Below are 16260 nucleotides of genomic sequence, written 5' to 3' on the forward strand. Positions count from 1 at the left end.
ATCATGTAATCGCTTTAGAACCTAGTCTTATAGTTCCTTTAAAGCCTCGCGATAAACTTTTTTTAGCAGAGATTGAAAATGATAAACACCCTTTTCCCGCTCTACCGAAAACCTTCCCTTATCATATGCTTTTGATTGTAAACCTTTTTGTACCAACTCGCATATCTCGATATCTTCTTGTTGTATTTCATCACTGTATTCGATGTCATCCTCGATCATCTCTGTATCATCAGGATTATCATAATAATATTTAAACACGATTTCGGTCTTGGTTGGAGTAAGCGGACGAATGACATTGGTTTGCAATCGTCCCGGCAAAATATTGAGCATGATATTGGGAAATAAGTAATAATAGTACGCCTTCCCATTATTTGATTTATAAAGATTATCGTCACCTTTAAATGGGCTATGCTGCAGAGAGTACCAATCCGATACGTCTGTTTTATATTCACTATAGTCCAACAGTTTTGCTAATTCCGGGTGTACAATAGGAATATGATAGCCTTCCAGGAAGTTATCGACATAGACCTTCCAGTTACAGTCGATGATGTAGGATTGCTGTTCCACAAACTGGAATTTCGACAGGTCGATAGGAGCTATTTGATCGTCAACGCCATCCAGGAAGTGATTTACAGGTTGTATGTCATCGTCAAGAGAAACAAATAGTAATCCTTCCCAGTTATCCATCTTCACCGGTTCCAATCCGAAATCCTTTTTATCAAACAGATCTACTTTTCGGAACTGTGGCACACCGCGCAGAGAACCGTCGAGAAGATAGGTCCACCCATGATATTGGCACATGAGTACAGAAGTGGTGCCTTTTTTGACGGCCACAGGACCGCCCCGATGCTTGCACACATTATAGAAGCTGTTAATAGAGTCTTCCTCGTCACGCACCAACAGTAATGGATTTCCTGCTACCTCCAGTGTATGCATATCGCCCGCTTCAGGGATTTCATTTTCGTGACAGGCGTACTGCCAAAACGAGGCAAAGAGATTTTCTTGTTCAAACTCAAAAACTTCTTGAGAGTAGTACCAGTTAGAAGGTATCGTTTCGGCGCGCTCAATAGGCTGCTGCTGAAGCTCTTCGGTTTTAATGTCGGCTTTATTCATATTTACCTTGGATTAGTTGCCCATACGCTGGTTTCCGGAATGAATCCGCGGTCGGGAAGGGAAAGCATACTACAGATGGTTTGAGCAATGTCATCAGCAATGAGCTTTGTTTCGTTAAACGGACGCGATCCCCGCCCGGCATTTTCGAAAAATTTTGTTTGTACTTCACTGGGATTGATCTGCATAACACGAATATTGTGCTCTCGTAATTCTGATCTCCAGCACTCGGTCATTCCGCCCATTGCAAATTTACTTGCTACATAAGCAGTGCCGCCTTCGTATCCGCGTTTTCCAGCTGTTGAAGAAACATTAATAATGTTGCCGTATTCCTGCTGAATAAAATAACGGGCCGATTCTCGAGCGACCACCATGGCCCCGATCGTATTGGTTTTCAGCTGTTGTTCAAACTCTTGGGCAGAGAGATTGATAAGCTTGGAGAACTCTCCATAACCCGCATTGTTTATGAGCACATTATAATTATCCAGCTCATCTATGGTATCTTCCACCAAATCAAAAACCTCACTCTCTACACTTACATCGCATTGGATGGGAATGGCTCCAATCTCGTCGGCCGCATTTTCCAGCCGCTCTTTGCCGCGAGCTGCTATTACAGCTTTTCCCCCCGCCTCGATGATCGCTTTTGCCGTTGCTTTTCCGATGCCCGAGCTGCCGCCCGTTACCAGTGCGTTAATATCCGATAATTCCATAATTTCTCTCTTTGAATTTAATCTTTGATTATAATTTGTGTTTGTCGCTTTTATCAACTGTCAGCATTCAGCTATCAGTATTAATTCTACGTTAAACAACCACATAATATTTGCAGTTAAATGGTGGTAAACAAGTTCCTCATTTTGATTCTGTACACAGAGATACAAATAAAGAACTTTATCGTGTAGTTATGGGCAACAGAAATCTGAATACTCCCCAAAAGTTGGATGTTATAGAACGGAGAAACATTGCATTTTATCAGCGCAATCCGCGCTATCTTCGGGATATATCTTAAACTGGGAGCTAGAAAAACACCCGCAGATCACGTAGATACCGCAGATTTTCTAGTGTAATATTAGCGATTGTGAAGAATACAGAGAACCTAAATCCATGCAGAGAGTTCTCCGTGTAACTCTGCGCATTCTTTGTGTAACTTTGTGCAACAATTCTGTCATTTTATTAGCTCATCGGCTGTATTCTGAATCAGTGTCCAGGCCTCATCTACATGAAACTTTTCCAGCCGAGTATTGCCGAGCACTATACGGATGGTATATTTTCCATCCAATTTAGTGTGAGTCAGAAAAAGATCACCGCTTTCCTGGATTTGACTGAGTAACTGCTCGTTCAGCTCATTCAGCTTTTGTTCATCATCGATATAATCAGGATGAAACCGGAAGCAGATTGTATTTAACGGCACGGGAGCCAGCAGCTCAAAATGATTATGTAGCTCAATCTCTTTTTTGAGACTCTGTGCCAGTTCAATATGATAGCGGACTTTTTCCTGCAGACCTTTTACACCAAAACTTCGCATCACAAACCACAGTTTGAGTGCCCGGAACCGTCGTCCCAGCGGAATACCCCAGTCGCGGTAGTTCTTCACCCGCTGATCTTCGGGCGTCTTCAGGTATTCGGGCATAATCTCAAACGTTCGCACCAGCAGTGCCTCATCCTGAACATAAAAAGCCGAGCAGTCGAAGTTGGTGAACATCCACTTATGGGGATTAAAGACAAACGAGTCCGCCTGTTCGATCCCCTCGTTCATCCAGCGCATTTCCGGTAGCAGGAGGGCCGTGCCGGCGTAGGCAGCATCAACATGCAGAAAAATTTCATATTTGGAGCAGATTTCTCCGATCTCTTTCAATGGATCGACAGCCGTAGAGCCGGTTGTACCGATTGTAGCCACGACAGCTGTTGGCTTATGCCCATTTTCCAGATCATTTTGGATCGAATCTTCGAGCGCTTGCGGCTGCATGGCGAAGGTGTTATCAACGGAAATCTTGCGAAGATTTTGTCGGCCAAATCCGGCAATTTTTACATCCTTTTCTATAGACGAATGTGTTTCTGACGAACAGTAAACGGTAAAATTTTGATCATTGGGAAAGCCTGTATCATTTACTTCAAAATCAGTGATTCGTTCGCGTGCCATCAGTAGTGCGCAAAGGGTAGAGGTAGATGCGGTGCTTTGAATAACTCCTGTAAATGTTTCCGGCAGTCCGATTACCTTACGGAGCCAAACCATAACCTGCTCTTCGAGTTCGGTGGCGGCGGGCGATGTTAGCCAGCTCATACACTGCGCTCCGAGTGTAGCTGTCAGCATTTCACCGAGTACTGACGGATAGCTGTTGTTGGCGGGGAAGTAGCCCATAAAATTGGGACTCTGCCAATGGGTCATGCCGGGCATTATAATATCTTTGAAATCATCAAAAAGCTGATCGAATGATTCACCACTCTCTGGTGCCTGCTCCGGAAGCTGCTGCAAAATATCACCGGGTTGCAGATCTGGTTTAACGGGATGATCTTCGACCTCTTCAAAATAATCAGCCATCCAGTCCACCAGTTCGTGAGCCTTTTCGCGAAATTCATCGTTGTTCATCGTTTTATGGTTTTTGTCAGCAGATGGAGTCCACCTCGCAGTTTGATTGATGATTTTTTTCTACTTCGTCACTGTCAGGTGGACTCCATCTGATAGGTTTAGAAAGTTTTTTGTAAGAATTTGACTACTTGTCGGTCTTACTTAATAAAAGAAATAGTAAGATGCAGCTTGAGCCAGATCATTTTTATCATCTTTATAATCGCTCTAATAATCAGGAGCTATTATTCAAGAATGAAGAAACTATAGGTATTTCTTGCGCAACTTTAAAGTTAGGTTTAAAGGTTATTTAGCGGTCCATGCCTATTGCCTGATGCCGACTCACTTTCACTTCTTGATTAAAGTTGAGACGAACGACATTGATGAGCTTAGAAAGCAGATCGGAATACAATTAAGTGCTTACACAAAAGCGATCAATAAGGCTTTTAACAGGAACGGTAGCTTATTTCAACTACATACTAAAGCAGAGCCGATTGATAATCGATGCTATTTATTAAACTTGATTTCTTATATCCATCAAAACTCTATTAGATTGGGTCTGGTTAATAATCTTACAGAATGGCCGTATTCCGGCTATTTGGATTTAGCGGGATATCGTAATTGTACATTGGTAGATCGATCAATTATTAAAGAAAATTTTTCGTCTGTAGAGGATTTTCGTCATTTTTCGAATCGAATGGTAGAAGAAATTGACGATCGCTATTGGGTTTGAAAACCAGAGGATGCATAGAAGGAGCCCATCCTTGGAGGTGGGCTCCATCTGTCGTGATGCTTAATTTGAATATTCATGAATCGTTTAAACCACTACAAAACCATAGAACCCGCAGAGGCCAAGCGGGTACAAAATGAGTTGCGTCAGCAGATTTCACTGCAGCCGTTGCCGGATGAGCCGGAACTGGTAGCAGGCGCCGATATCTCGTTCGATTTCGGCTCGGATGTGATGCATGCTGCTATTATTGTTTTGGAGCTGCCGGAGTTGAGGCCTGTAGCTAGGTCACTGGCATCCGATGAGACACCTTTTCCATATATTCCGGGCCTGCTGGCATTTCGTGAGATGCCGGTATTGCTGAAAGCATGGAATCAGCTCTCATTTAAGCCGGATGTGCTTATTCTGGACGGACACGGACTTGCGCATCCCCGCCGGATGGGCATTGCCACGCATTTCGGCATCGAGGTCGATCATCCGACAATCGGTTGTGCAAAGAATATTTTGACAGGAGAACATGAAGAGTTGGGACTGCAAAAAGGCCAAACAGCTGACTTGGTGGATGAAGGAGAAAAAGTGGGACTGGCATTACGAAGCCGCAACGGCGTAAATCCGGTGTATATTTCACCGGGACACAAATGTTCTTTCGAAGATGCCAATACTGTTGTGATGAAATCGCTGACTAAATTCAAGCAGCCCCAAACTACCCGCTTAGCTCACAAGTGGGCCAATAAGCTGAGAAGGGGAGAGGTTGTAGAAGGGTATGTAGAACTGCAGTAGGTGGGTGGCGGTTTGCAGGTGGCAGTGGCGTTAGCTCCGCGGGAGAAATTTTTGTGGATTTTTAATCATAGTTCCAAGCATTTTTCCTATTCGCTTGTAGCGTTTAACCTGTGCTTGATGTTGTTCCTCGGAGAAATAACAACAATCTTTTGAGAAATCTAACCAAACAACAGTTTCTGAACTAGCATTGCCAACCGCAAACAGCTAACTTTCATAGTCTCCTTAATACCGATTCGGCCGCATGATATCCGCACATGCCATGCACTCCTCCGCCCGGCGGTGTAGAAGATGATGCAATATACATATTGGTATCGGGGATGTGATACGGGTCAAATAAGCCAGCCGGACGCGTAAACAACTGCGTGATATCAGCACGTCCGCCGTTAATATCGCCGCCAATATAGTTGGGATTGTAAGCCTGAATATCCTGTGTATTCATCGCGTGTATATCGATGATACAATCCCGGAATCCGGGAGCAAAACGCTCAATCTGGTTCAAAATCGGTTCTGTCATATCCTTTGTTGATCCGTTTGGCACATGGCAGTAGGCCCAGCCCGTGTTGTTTCCTGCCGGAGCACGCTGGGTGTCATCGATACTCTGCTGCGCTACCAGCACATATGGTTTTTCGGGATGCTTGCCCTCGGAGGATTGTTTCTCGGACTCTGCTATCTCTTCCAGAGTACCGCCCACATGCACCGTCCCCGCTTTGCGGCAGACAGCATCTTTCCAGGGGATAGGGTCGCTTAAGGCTAAATCCAGTTTGAAAACTCCTATTCCATACTTGTAATCGTGTAGTTTTTGAGCGTATTTTCCCGGGAGTTTGTTACCAGCTATATCCAATATCTGTTGAGGCGTATTATTAAACAACACGATTGTAGATTCCGGGAATTCATCAAGTGAGGTGATTTCTGTACCTGTTTCAATTTTTCCACCAAGCGCTACAAAATGACTGGCCATTGCCTTGGTGATGGCGTGTGAACCTCCTTTGGGATAGGGCCAGCCTTCTGAATGAGCAGCTATGTTCAATATTAGTCCGATTGCTGCAGTGGCTGTTTTATCAAAAGGCATGATGCTGTGTGCTGCCAATCCTGCAAAAACAGCACGTGCTTTCTCGGTTTGATAGCGTTTGGAAAAACCACTGGCTGATCGCAATGCTTGTAATCCGAAACGCGCCATCAAGAATGGATTGTTGGGGACGGGTGAAAAAGGAGCAAGAACATCTTCAAGTAACCTGTTCCAGGAATCAATAAAGGGCGTAACCCATTTGCGGTAAACGAGTCCGTCTTTCCCAAAATGCTCTTCCGTTTTATCTAGTGATCGGAAAAGTACTCCTGCCGGTTGATTGTCCAGCGGGTGAGCTACGGGTATTTCAGGTTGGATCCATTCGAGGCCGTATTCATCGAGCGGCAGGCTTTTTAAAAAAGGAGAAGCTTTGGCCAGTGGATGAATCGCCGAGCAGATATCGTGATAAAAACCGGGCCGCGTTAGTTCGAGAGTGCGTGTACCTCCGCCGATAGAATCTTCCTTTTCGAAAACTTTGACCGACAATCCCTCTTGAGCTAATCTTATAGCAGCGGCCAGCCCGTTGGGACCAGAACCGATAATTATAGCATCAAACATGAATAATTTTTGAAATTAAGATATTGCTTATGAAAATAAGATTTATCACACAAAGGTATAATAAAACGATAGCCGGAAAAAACTGGCAAAAGTTAATAGCAATTATTAGAATGAATAAAAATAATTACAAGTCGGGGTCAGATATGTATCGGCTAATCACTGTTTCTCTCTTTTGGCTGTTGTGATCAACCAACTTTGGTTATTAATCTGGGCACAAAGAAATTACGAAAGTTTTCTTAAAAAATAGGAGCGATTAAAATCAGCAACAGGAATGATATAGTAGAATCTCATGAATATGGAAAAACAGGATATGTTGGTCAACAGGAGGTTAGATCGATTTACCACATAACTATGTGGTGATAAACTTATTAGTCTTTCTTAATTAAAAACCAAATCATTTTTAATAAATAAACCGTGGGATGGCATGAAAATTTTTAATAGGCTAAATATTGATATAAATGCATTTGTTAAGGTTGAGAACGGTGAGAGAAGGGGAGCTGGCAGGCGAAATGGAAAATTTATATCCAGGATACCAAAAAAAGAAGGGTTGGAAGTGGCATTTGATGATATTCCGACAAAAAAGTTAATCCTCTATTTGGAAATGAATCAAATGCCCAATCACAGGCAGACCAGGGGAGTAAAAATTATAGCAGGTGAGCGGTCCGGGGTTCCTCATCATTTCACATTTCTGGAGAAAGAGGATGCGTATGAAGCCCTCGTTCACTATGACCTGAGTGGTAAAAGTGTTAAAGAAAGGGAGGACTTTATCAAACATATTGATCCTAATGTTGAACACCCTGATAATCCTGACAATTAAGTAATCTATTTGATAAAATTTCTATCTGTTTGCGTGTATTAGGAATTGCAATAATATTTTTTATAAAGCCCTTGCTGAGTTTTTCGCAAGGGCTTTATCTTGTACAAGAGTATGATGCAAAAACCTATGATAATTTTCGTCAGAATTGGAATATCACTCAAGATAACGCTGGTTACTTATTTTTTGGGAACAGTAGTGGATTGGTGAGTTTTAACGGTGTACAATGGAACTCCAAACATACTCCAGGATCTAGTATTGTACGAACCCTTATTAATGGAGAAGAGAAAGTTTTTTGGGGCGGAAGAGGCGAATTTGGATATATAGGAAGAGACTCATTAAACAGTTTTATACCCGAAAAAATCGATAGTGACATTTTTCACCAGGATCACCAATTCAGCGATGTATGGAAGGTTATCAGAAAGGATAGTCATTTCTATTTAAGAACTTATGAAGGTATCCTTATTGTAAAGCCGGATACTATCGAGGTTATTGAAACTCATGAAGATGTCAGTGGGTTGTTTCGTCTTGATAATGATATAATTGTGCAAAGGAATAACCATCATCTAGCATATCTTAGAAAAAGTCGTCTGACTCCGATTGCTGCTTCTGAATCTTACGCTAATGATCGTTTGTATGTTGTTTTGCCATTAAATGACCATCACCTTTTTATATCCCGGGAACAGGGATTTATGCTTTTTGACGGCAGGCGATTTCGTCCTTTTCAAACGGAAGTGGCGGATTATGTCAAAGAGCATTTGATCTATCGCGGTACTTATATCAACGACTCCCAAATTGCCTTGGCTACTCTCACGGGTGGTATTGTGATCATGAATACCGACGGTAGCCTTCATACTATATTGACTGAAGAAGACGGCCTGCCCACGAATATTATTTATGGATTATATGTCGACAAGGAAGAGACGCTGTGGGCCGCTACGGATAATGGCATAGCAAAAATTCTGGTAAATAATCCGGTCACAAAGCTGGATGAGCGCAGTGGCTTTGGGGGTATTCCCACGTTTATCGAGTCGCTTGACTCCAGAACATACTTTGGCTCCACGGAAGGACTTTTCTATTCAGATGATCTGGGACAGTTAAATAAGATATCTGGTATTAACAACCGTATTTATGATGGGATAAAACTGGATAAAACTATTATCGCGGCCACGCCGGAAGGATTATACCAATTATATAGGAACGATATAAATTTACTTTCATCCTCTAAATATCGCCTTTTGGAAGCTTCGGGTAATGATACTAACCTTTTTTTTGGTGTAAACAGTGATTCGATCTTTACCATAAAAAAAGAAGGCAGCCAGGTTCAGGAGACGGTACTGACTGCTGCTCCGGGATATGTCTACGATTTATTTATCGACCGGGATGAATTATGGGCCGTAACAGCAAGTGAAGGTATTTTCCGTTACAAGTTAAATGGCTTATTAGTAAAAAAATATAATATTGCCGCTGAAAAGAATGGAGAAGCTCAACGCCTGGGCTTTATGGATGGCAGAATACGGCTGGGAACCGATGCCGGTTTGTTTGTACACAGTCCGCGTTTGGATTCTTTTGTAGTGGATACCACCTTTCAACATCGTGAACTGACGACGAAACAGGTTAATAATTTTCGGCAGTGCAGAGAGAACGAGATCTGGTTCCGTAACAACCGCAAGATGAAAAAAGCTGTTTTTAACTCAGGTAAATGGGAGGTAAGGGAAGATCGATATCGTCTTATTGATGAAGGTGAAACCATCACGACTCTTCACTGCGGTGAAGATAACAGCGTCTGGTTTGGTGGCACAAGGGGTATTTATCACCTCTTCGATTCCGACTGGGAATACAATTATCAATTTAATACAAATATCACCGGATTATTGATTCGGGGCGATTCGCTGATCTATGGCGGATACGGAGATCCAGACCTGCCGATAACGCTTGTATATGAGGATAATGAACTCCGCTTTACCTATGCGGCAGCAAGTTACATCGCCCCGGAAGAAAACATGTATCGGACACGCCTGCGGGGATATGATGAGGACTGGAGCAGCTGGACATCGGAGACAGAAAAAGATTATACCTTTATACCCGAAGGGACCTATACCTTTGAGGTGCAGGGCAGAAATGTATATCACAAGGCGGGGACAATAGATTCGTTTACGTTTACGATTCTGCCGCCATGGTACCGAACAGCATGGGCGTATGGTTTATATTTGATTGGGATTGCAGGCGTGTTATATGGGATACATCGATTTCGGGTGAATCGCATTTTACGCGAGCAGCATATCCGTAACCGAATAGCCAGTGATCTGCACGACGAGGTGAGTGCCACGCTGAGCTCAATTACCTATTTTGCCCAGGCGATCCGCCAGATGCAAAACGGACAGAAGACCGAGCGATTTGTGGAGCTGATCTCCGAGAGTGCCTTCGAGGCCAAAGAAAAGATCACTGATATTATTTGGTCGATTGATCCCGAAAATGATGACTGGATAAACCTGCTGTCGAAATGCCGACGGTTTGCCTCTGACCTGTTTGAAAGTAAAGACATGGACTACAATCTGGAGATAGATACCGATATTGCCAGACCGTTAGATATTGAAATGCGGCAGCATTTGTGGCTTATTTTCAAAGAAATGGTTGTTAATGCTGCGCGTCACTCCCAGGCCAAACGGGTGGATATATTTTTTGGGATACGTAACGAGACGTTAGAATTGGTTGTGCAAGACAATGGTACCGGGTTGCCAGACGATATCGATTTAAACAATGGCCACGGCATTAAGAATATCAAGAAAAGAGCTAAACAGTTAGGTGCAGAGCTTTCGTTGGATACTGATCATGAAGTTGGTACTCGATGGAACATGAGGTTACAGGTTTGATAACTGGGATTGATACAAATGATTGTTTTTGTAGTCGACAGGCAGAACGCCTGAACCTGATGGTACAGGATAATGGGATCGTGGTGACGATGATCCTCGCTGGATTATATCAATGGAAATTGAAGTGGGGTAAATATCTGATAACGATGATTAAGTAAGTCCCTAATAATTGCTGAAAGTAATGAACGATTGACAACTACATAGTTATGTGGTGCCAAAGTATAATTTGATGCTTATATTCAGGTATGTCAAAAACAGTAGAAGAACTCATAAAAATTATCATCATAGAGGACAACCGCTACATGCGAGAAGGATGGATGACAATCCTCGATTTTGAGTCTGACTTTGTGGTGTTGGGTGCTTTTGAGTCATGCGAGGAGGCATTTGAAGCGGATCTGTTATCTAAAACCGATATAGTATTGATGGATATCGAATTACCTGGCATGTCGGGCATTGAGGGCGTAAAATATATCCGGGAAGAACATCCCGAGGTCTCAATAATTATGGCAACTGTCTTTGATGACGATAAAAATGTTTTTGATGCTCTTTGTGCAGGAGCAGTAGGATATCTGATGAAGAAAGTATCTCCGGACGAGTTAAAACAGGCTATTCGAGATGCCCGGGATGGTGGTTCGCCGATGACACCGAATATAGCTCGAAAGGTGATATCCACTTTCCATCAGCCTGCACCAACTGATAAAGAAGATCAGCTTAATGAACGGGAACTGGAGATCCTTGAACAGCTGGCTAAGGGGAAATCTTATGCAGCTATTGGTAAGACAGTCTTCCTATCGGTTGATGGGGTGCGTTACCACATCCGTAATATTTACAGAAAGCTACAGGTTCATTCTCGTTCCGAGGCCGTTTCAAAAGGGATATCACGCCGGCTTATCGATCCCGAAAATGACAATAAATAATAGTGTCTCATTCTGTAGATGGCTAAAAGTCCTTGAAGTCATGTAGCCCGCGAATTGGCCAAGCTATCCTTGTATAAAAGAATGCATAGCTATGCGGTGTATTCACTATTTTGAATACGTATATTACAAATGTTCTAAGCATAGTGGTTTCATATAAGTAGAATCATATTGAGTGAAAGAGTAGATCAAGAGAGAGCACTAAAAAAGCCCTGGCAGGTCGTCGACTTGTCGGGGCTTTGTATAATAGATAGCCTTTTGTATAACCTTATTTCTTATATATGACAGTGTATAAATTGCGAGCTCATCTTAACTACCAACAGGTTTCTAAGAATCAATTGTTGTGATATTCTAAAACCTATTCTTACATTTCCAACGATATAATAATCGGTACCGGATGTTGCCCCGTCCAATTGTTGTATTTTACCAAATATTATATCATGCTTAGTTATAATTTTAGCGTATTTAAAATGGCCAAAGGTTTCATTTATGATAGTTCATCTGCTAAAACCTGAATTTGAAGAACTCATTGAGCAAAAGGATTGGGTAGCATTGAAAGATATCCTGAATGATGTACCGGCTGTTGATGTCGCTGAACTACTGGAAGAACTCGATGCCGAAATTGCTGTGGTCATTTTCAGGCTTCTCAAAAAACAGAAAGCTGCTGATGTATTTACGTATCTGAGCTCTGGTAAGGGTATGGAGCTGCTGAATATGTTTTCGGCCCAGCAGTTGAGTGAGGTAATGTCAAACCTGGAGCCTGATGAACGGGTTTCACTGATGGAAGAACTGCCGGGACATTTAACACAGCGGGTGATGAATTCGATGAAGCCCGACGATCGAAAGCAGGCTCAGAAACTACTGGGATATCCGGATGAGAGCGTGGGTCGACTGATGACCCCCCGCTATGTGAAGGTCAAGAAAGACTGGTCTATCCGCAAAGCGATGGAGCACATCCGAAAATTTGGTCACAGTGTTGAAACTGTGAATGTGATCTATGTGGTTGATTCCGAAGAACATCTCATTGACGATTTACGCTTGAATCAATTGATCCTGGCCGATCCTGAAGAGCCGATATCATCTGTTATGGATGAAAGTTTTGAGGCGCTAAGTGCTTTTGACGACCAGGAGGATGCTGTGAAAATGCTTAGTAAGTATGATCGTGTAGCTATGCCCGTTGTCGATTCAGACGGCATTTTAGTTGGTATTGTGACATTTGACGATGTCATTGATGTTGCCGAAGAGGAGACCACCGAAGATATGCAGCTGATGGCCGGTATGGATGTGCTGGATAAAGCATATTCACAGACAGGTATTTTCAGTATGGTTCGAAAGCGGGTGGGTTGGTTGATCATCCTTTTTATGGGACAAATGCTTACTGTTACGGCTATGGCCAATTATGAGGAAACTCTTGCTGCTGCGGCTATGCTCTCGTTTTTTATTCCCATGATTATTTCCAGTGGTGGAAACAGTGGATCACAGGCAGCAACACTTATCGTGCGAGCGATCTCAACCGATGATATTAATTTGACAGATTGGAAAATGGTGTTGAAACGTGAACTTCTTTCCGGATTTTTGCTAGGTGGTTTTTTGGGAATTCTTGGTTCCATCGTCATTGGAACCTGGATGGTAATGCGTGGTGATGTTCTTACTTATGCGTTGGTACTGCAGGCGTTAACGGTAGGTACAAGTTTAATTGGTGTCGTTATCTTTGGAAATTTAAGCGGATCAATGCTGCCGTTTGTAATGTCAAAAATGGGGTTAGACCCGGCAGTAACTTCGGCACCTTTTGTGGCAACTTTAGTTGATGTAACGGGGATCATTATCTACTTTTCAGTTGCGCTGTTATTTCTTAAGGGAGTATTACTATAACTAAAAGATGATATATATATAATATGAAAGCATATTTGGATCTGGTTCGAAGTGTATTAGAGAATGGAGTACTAAAAGAAAATCGCACGGGGATTGACACGATTTCTAACTTTTCGGAATTTTACAAAGTAGATTTGTCAGAGGGATTTCCACTTCTTACGACAAAGAAAGTATATTTCCGATCGGTAATATTAGAGCTCCTCTGGTATTTGAGAGGTGAAGATCATATCCGCTGGCTGCGGGATGAAAATGATTGTCACATTTGGGATGACTGGGCCGACGAAGATGGGCATGTAGGTCCTATTTATCCGGTATTATGGCGCAGGTTTCCTTACCACGAGGAGGAAGAGATACATTTTGAAGGTGATGCATCCCACATCTGCAAAACCGTACTAATTAAGAAAGAATTCGACCAGGTTCAGCGGGCGATAAAAATGCTGAAAGAAAATCCCAACAGCCGGCGTATTGTGGTAAGCGCATGGCATCCGGGTCTTCTCGACCAGATGGCACTGCCGCCGTGCCATGTGATGTATGTCTTTAACGTCACGAATGGTAAACTCAATTGTCATCTTACGCAGCGGTCGGGCGATATAGCACTCGGCATCCCATTTAATTTGGCATGCTATTCTGCGCTGACTATGGCAGTTGCCAACGAAGTAGGACTGGATTATGGAACGTTTGCTCATACTATTGTGGATGCTCATATCTACGAAAACCATATCGACGGACTCAAAGAGCAACTAACACGCGAACCGCGTCCGCTCCCGGATCTGGAGATAGCCGATAAGCCGGTAGATGAACTTACGTTCGAAGATTTTACGCTGGAAGGTTATTATCCGCATCCTGCTATCAAATTTGAGGTGGCAGTATGACGCTGGCTGCTATTGTAGCCCACGATCCAAACCTGGTAATTGGCAAAGATGGGGATCTTCCGTGGTACTATCCCGAGGATCTCAAATATTTTAAACGTACCACAATGGGACATCCGATGATTATGGGACGTATCGTATTTGAGGAGTTGGATGGTCCGTTGCCGGGACGTGAAAATATAGTTTTGAGTCGATCCCGGGATTACAGTCACGTTCCTACGTTTTCCTCATTTGATGACGCAATTGAGTATGTGAAAGATGAGGATTTGGTTTTTTTGATCGGAGGCGGAGAAGTTTACCGTCAGTTTTTAGATCAGTGTGATAAACTCTTTGTCACTGAAATCCATCAAGAGTATGAAGGAGACACCTATTTTCCGGAGTACCGTGATGAAATAAGTAGCACCTGGAAGGAGATAAAACGAGAAGATAAAGATGAGCTCTCTTTTGTGGTGTATAAACGGCAACAATTTTGAGTTTTGAATCAAGGATGATCGGGATTACTACGATTAGAGTAGCATTTCGAATGAATCCCCAACACTTTCGGGAGAAATGAGGTATCTATGTTTCGATAAACGTTCCAAGGCAGGAGCTAGGTAAGCGTTGTTTGCAGAAGTATAGAAAAGTGCATATCGAAGCAGGCGCTTCGATGTACGATCTCCATGAGGTGGTTGATAATCATCACAAAAGCTATAAGTGTGTCATGCTGAACTTGTTTTCAGCATCTGGCGCAATATATCTGATAAAAGCTTTTGTGTGATTTCTAGCAATAGATCCTGAAACGAGTTCAGGATGACATAATAGTGAGCTTATGACAAAAGTTGTAGAAAATTAAATTTCGATGCTCTTAAGGTGCACCACATACGGCTTGACAACCGGTTCGGTGAGAGCAATAATATTCTTTGTATCCGCCGCTTTTGAAAATTCTACCGCTTTATCTTTTTCCTCCAAAATCCAGATACCTTCATTCTCGTATCGATAAGCCTCGCTATAACTTTTATCAAAAGAATAAAAATAATTAGCAGCCTGGTCATCATGGGGAAGACCTCTATCTTTTAAAGCTTTTTGTGTCTTTGCCTTTACTTTTTTTGCAAAATCTTTTGAAGGATTTTTGTCCAAAAACGTAGTACGAAAGAGCGATCGCGATTGAAATCGCTTGCAGAGATCAGCGAGAATAGGATCGGTCGCGTACTGCCAGTATTTGATGCTCTGAAAAACGTCGTTGTCATCGAGCTGCAGATATTTCTGTAACACCTCGCTCGAGATATCTTTTTTTGCGCTTGGCTGCTGTTCCAGGAAAAATTGCAGGGCAGGGGAGGCGTGATATAATTTATGTCCGGCATTTATGAGCTCGCGTACTCTTCGAAAAATACTTCTCAGCAGCTGGTCCGCACTCAACACCGTTTTATGCAGATAAACCTGCATATACATCAGCCGGCGGGCAAGGATATAGTTTTCAATAGCGTAAATGCCTTTCTTTTCAATGACGATATTTCCATTATGAACACGCATTGTTTTGAGGATTCGTTCAATTCCCACTGATCCCTCATAAACATTAGTAAAAGCGCTGTCACGCTTCAGGTAATCCAGCCGATCGATATCCAGCTGTGAAGAGATGAGCTGATTCAGAAACGGCTTTTTAGGATATTGATCCGTAAAGATTTTAATTGCTATATCCAGCGCTCCATCCATCTCTCTGTTGAGATGACGCATAACCGCCAGCGTCATCTTTTCATGATGGAAATCCTCGATCAGGTTGAATTCCAGTGTGTGTGACAGAGGACCGTGTCCTACATCATGCAACAAGACGGCAATAAGCGTTCCTTCGTATTCTGCAGGACTTATAGTCGTATCCTTTTCGCGGAGATTGTTAAGGGTGCGTTGAGCCAGCTCCATTGCTCCCAGAGCATGCGAAAACCGGGAATGTTCCGCAGCCGGAAATACCAGGTATCCCAGTCCCATTTGCTTGATGCGCCGCAACCGCTGTACATAAGGATGATCAATGAGTTCCAGTACGGTTCCCTTTGGGACAGTGATAAATCCGTGGATCGGATCATTAAATATTTTATACTGGGTACTTTTATCCATGTTTTACCCACCCCAGCCCCTTCCTAATAGTTAGG

The 16260-nt window shown here is 42.8% G+C and carries 13 protein-coding genes; 8 read left to right on the forward strand and 5 right to left on the reverse strand.

Annotated elements, in window-relative coordinates; all coding sequences use genetic code 11:
* Positions 1-27 precede the first annotated feature (27 nt).
* The 3 genes from ACT3ID_RS05550 to ACT3ID_RS05560 all read right to left on the reverse strand — a co-directional run bounded on the left by ACT3ID_RS05550 (position 28) and on the right by ACT3ID_RS05560 (position 3694).
* A complete protein-coding gene (locus ACT3ID_RS05550) occupies positions 28-1113 on the reverse strand; it encodes an aromatic ring-hydroxylating oxygenase subunit alpha (RefSeq protein ID WP_491541002.1) in 1086 nt (361 codons plus the stop codon).
* Positions 1114-1115: 2 nt separating this feature from the next.
* Positions 1116-1820: an SDR family oxidoreductase gene (locus ACT3ID_RS05555; RefSeq protein ID WP_491541003.1), complete on the reverse strand. Its 705-nt coding sequence runs from the start codon at positions 1818-1820 to the stop codon at positions 1116-1118.
* A gap of 452 nt (positions 1821-2272) precedes the next feature.
* Positions 2273-3694, reverse strand: coding sequence for a pyridoxal phosphate-dependent decarboxylase family protein (locus tag ACT3ID_RS05560; protein ID WP_491541004.1), 1422 nt, complete (start codon positions 3692-3694; stop codon positions 2273-2275).
* Between the two features lie 253 nt (positions 3695-3947).
* On the opposite strand from ACT3ID_RS05560, the gene ACT3ID_RS05565 reads away from it, so the two are divergent.
* Together ACT3ID_RS05565 and nfi are read left to right on the forward strand one after the other, a co-directional pair.
* The gene (locus ACT3ID_RS05565) at positions 3948-4403 is read left to right on the forward strand and encodes a transposase (protein WP_491541005.1); all 456 of its coding nucleotides are present in this window, start codon (positions 3948-3950) and stop codon (positions 4401-4403) included.
* A gap of 75 nt (positions 4404-4478) precedes the next feature.
* Positions 4479-5177, forward strand: coding sequence for a deoxyribonuclease V (gene nfi, locus ACT3ID_RS05570; RefSeq protein WP_491541006.1), 699 nt, complete (start codon positions 4479-4481; stop codon positions 5175-5177).
* 211 nt (positions 5178-5388) lie between these two features.
* Here the strand turns inward: nfi and ACT3ID_RS05575 are convergent, their stop codons facing one another.
* Entirely contained in the window at positions 5389-6798 is a 1410-nt protein-coding gene (locus tag ACT3ID_RS05575; protein WP_491541007.1) for a phytoene desaturase family protein, read from the reverse strand.
* A 424-nt stretch (positions 6799-7222) separates the two neighbouring features.
* Between ACT3ID_RS05575 and ACT3ID_RS05580 the strand changes: the two genes are divergently transcribed.
* The 6 genes from ACT3ID_RS05580 (at position 7223) to ACT3ID_RS05605 (ending at position 14613) form a co-directional block, all read left to right on the forward strand.
* A complete protein-coding gene (locus ACT3ID_RS05580; RefSeq protein ID WP_491541008.1) occupies positions 7223-7615 on the forward strand; it encodes a hypothetical protein in 393 nt (130 codons plus the stop codon).
* Positions 7616-7686: 71 nt separating this feature from the next.
* Positions 7687-10485, forward strand: a complete 2799-nt coding sequence (locus ACT3ID_RS05585; RefSeq protein ID WP_491541009.1) for a sensor histidine kinase — start codon at positions 7687-7689, stop codon at positions 10483-10485.
* Positions 10486-10730: 245 nt separating this feature from the next.
* Positions 10731-11402, forward strand: coding sequence for a response regulator (locus ACT3ID_RS05590; protein ID WP_491541010.1), 672 nt, complete (start codon positions 10731-10733; stop codon positions 11400-11402).
* Positions 11403-11888: 486 nt separating this feature from the next.
* The gene (mgtE, locus tag ACT3ID_RS05595; RefSeq protein WP_491541011.1) at positions 11889-13271 is read left to right on the forward strand and encodes a magnesium transporter; all 1383 of its coding nucleotides are present in this window, start codon (positions 11889-11891) and stop codon (positions 13269-13271) included.
* A gap of 23 nt (positions 13272-13294) precedes the next feature.
* Positions 13295-14143 carry a thymidylate synthase gene (locus ACT3ID_RS05600; protein WP_491541012.1) on the forward strand — a complete coding sequence of 283 codons (849 nt, stop codon included), beginning with the start codon at positions 13295-13297 and terminating at the stop codon, positions 14141-14143.
* Entirely contained in the window at positions 14140-14613 is a 474-nt protein-coding gene (locus tag ACT3ID_RS05605; protein ID WP_491541013.1) for a dihydrofolate reductase, read from the forward strand. Before ACT3ID_RS05600 ends, ACT3ID_RS05605 begins: the two co-directional genes overlap by 4 nt.
* A gap of 355 nt (positions 14614-14968) precedes the next feature.
* On the opposite strand, the gene ACT3ID_RS05610 is transcribed toward ACT3ID_RS05605, so the two are convergent.
* Positions 14969-16225 (reverse strand): HD domain-containing protein, encoded by a 1257-nt coding sequence (locus ACT3ID_RS05610; protein ID WP_491541014.1) that lies wholly within the window; start codon positions 16223-16225, stop codon positions 14969-14971.
* Positions 16226-16260 lie beyond the last annotated feature (35 nt).

The sequence above is a fragment of the Fodinibius sp. GM108 genome (assembly GCF_058386985.1).

What these genes read in the sequence shown, in the direction of transcription:
- ACT3ID_RS05555 (WP_491541003.1), bottom strand. Translation starts at nt 1,820, where the DNA reads ATGGAATTATCGGATATTAACGCACTGGTAACGGGCGGCAGCTCGGGC.
- ACT3ID_RS05600 (WP_491541012.1), top strand. Translation starts at nt 13,295, where the DNA reads ATGAAAGCATATTTGGATCTGGTTCGAAGTGTATTAGAGAATGGAGTA.
- ACT3ID_RS05590 (WP_491541010.1), top strand. Translation starts at nt 10,731, where the DNA reads ATGTCAAAAACAGTAGAAGAACTCATAAAAATTATCATCATAGAGGAC.
- ACT3ID_RS05575 (WP_491541007.1), bottom strand. Translation starts at nt 6,798, where the DNA reads ATGTTTGATGCTATAATTATCGGTTCTGGTCCCAACGGGCTGGCCGCT.
- mgtE (WP_491541011.1), top strand. Translation starts at nt 11,889, where the DNA reads ATGATAGTTCATCTGCTAAAACCTGAATTTGAAGAACTCATTGAGCAA.
- ACT3ID_RS05550 (WP_491541002.1), bottom strand. Translation starts at nt 1,113, where the DNA reads ATGAATAAAGCCGACATTAAAACCGAAGAGCTTCAGCAGCAGCCTATT.
- ACT3ID_RS05580 (WP_491541008.1), top strand. Translation starts at nt 7,223, where the DNA reads ATGAAAATTTTTAATAGGCTAAATATTGATATAAATGCATTTGTTAAG.
- nfi (WP_491541006.1), top strand. Translation starts at nt 4,479, where the DNA reads ATGAATCGTTTAAACCACTACAAAACCATAGAACCCGCAGAGGCCAAG.
- ACT3ID_RS05610 (WP_491541014.1), bottom strand. Translation starts at nt 16,225, where the DNA reads ATGGATAAAAGTACCCAGTATAAAATATTTAATGATCCGATCCACGGA.
- ACT3ID_RS05560 (WP_491541004.1), bottom strand. Translation starts at nt 3,694, where the DNA reads ATGAACAACGATGAATTTCGCGAAAAGGCTCACGAACTGGTGGACTGG.
- ACT3ID_RS05605 (WP_491541013.1), top strand. Translation starts at nt 14,140, where the DNA reads ATGACGCTGGCTGCTATTGTAGCCCACGATCCAAACCTGGTAATTGGC.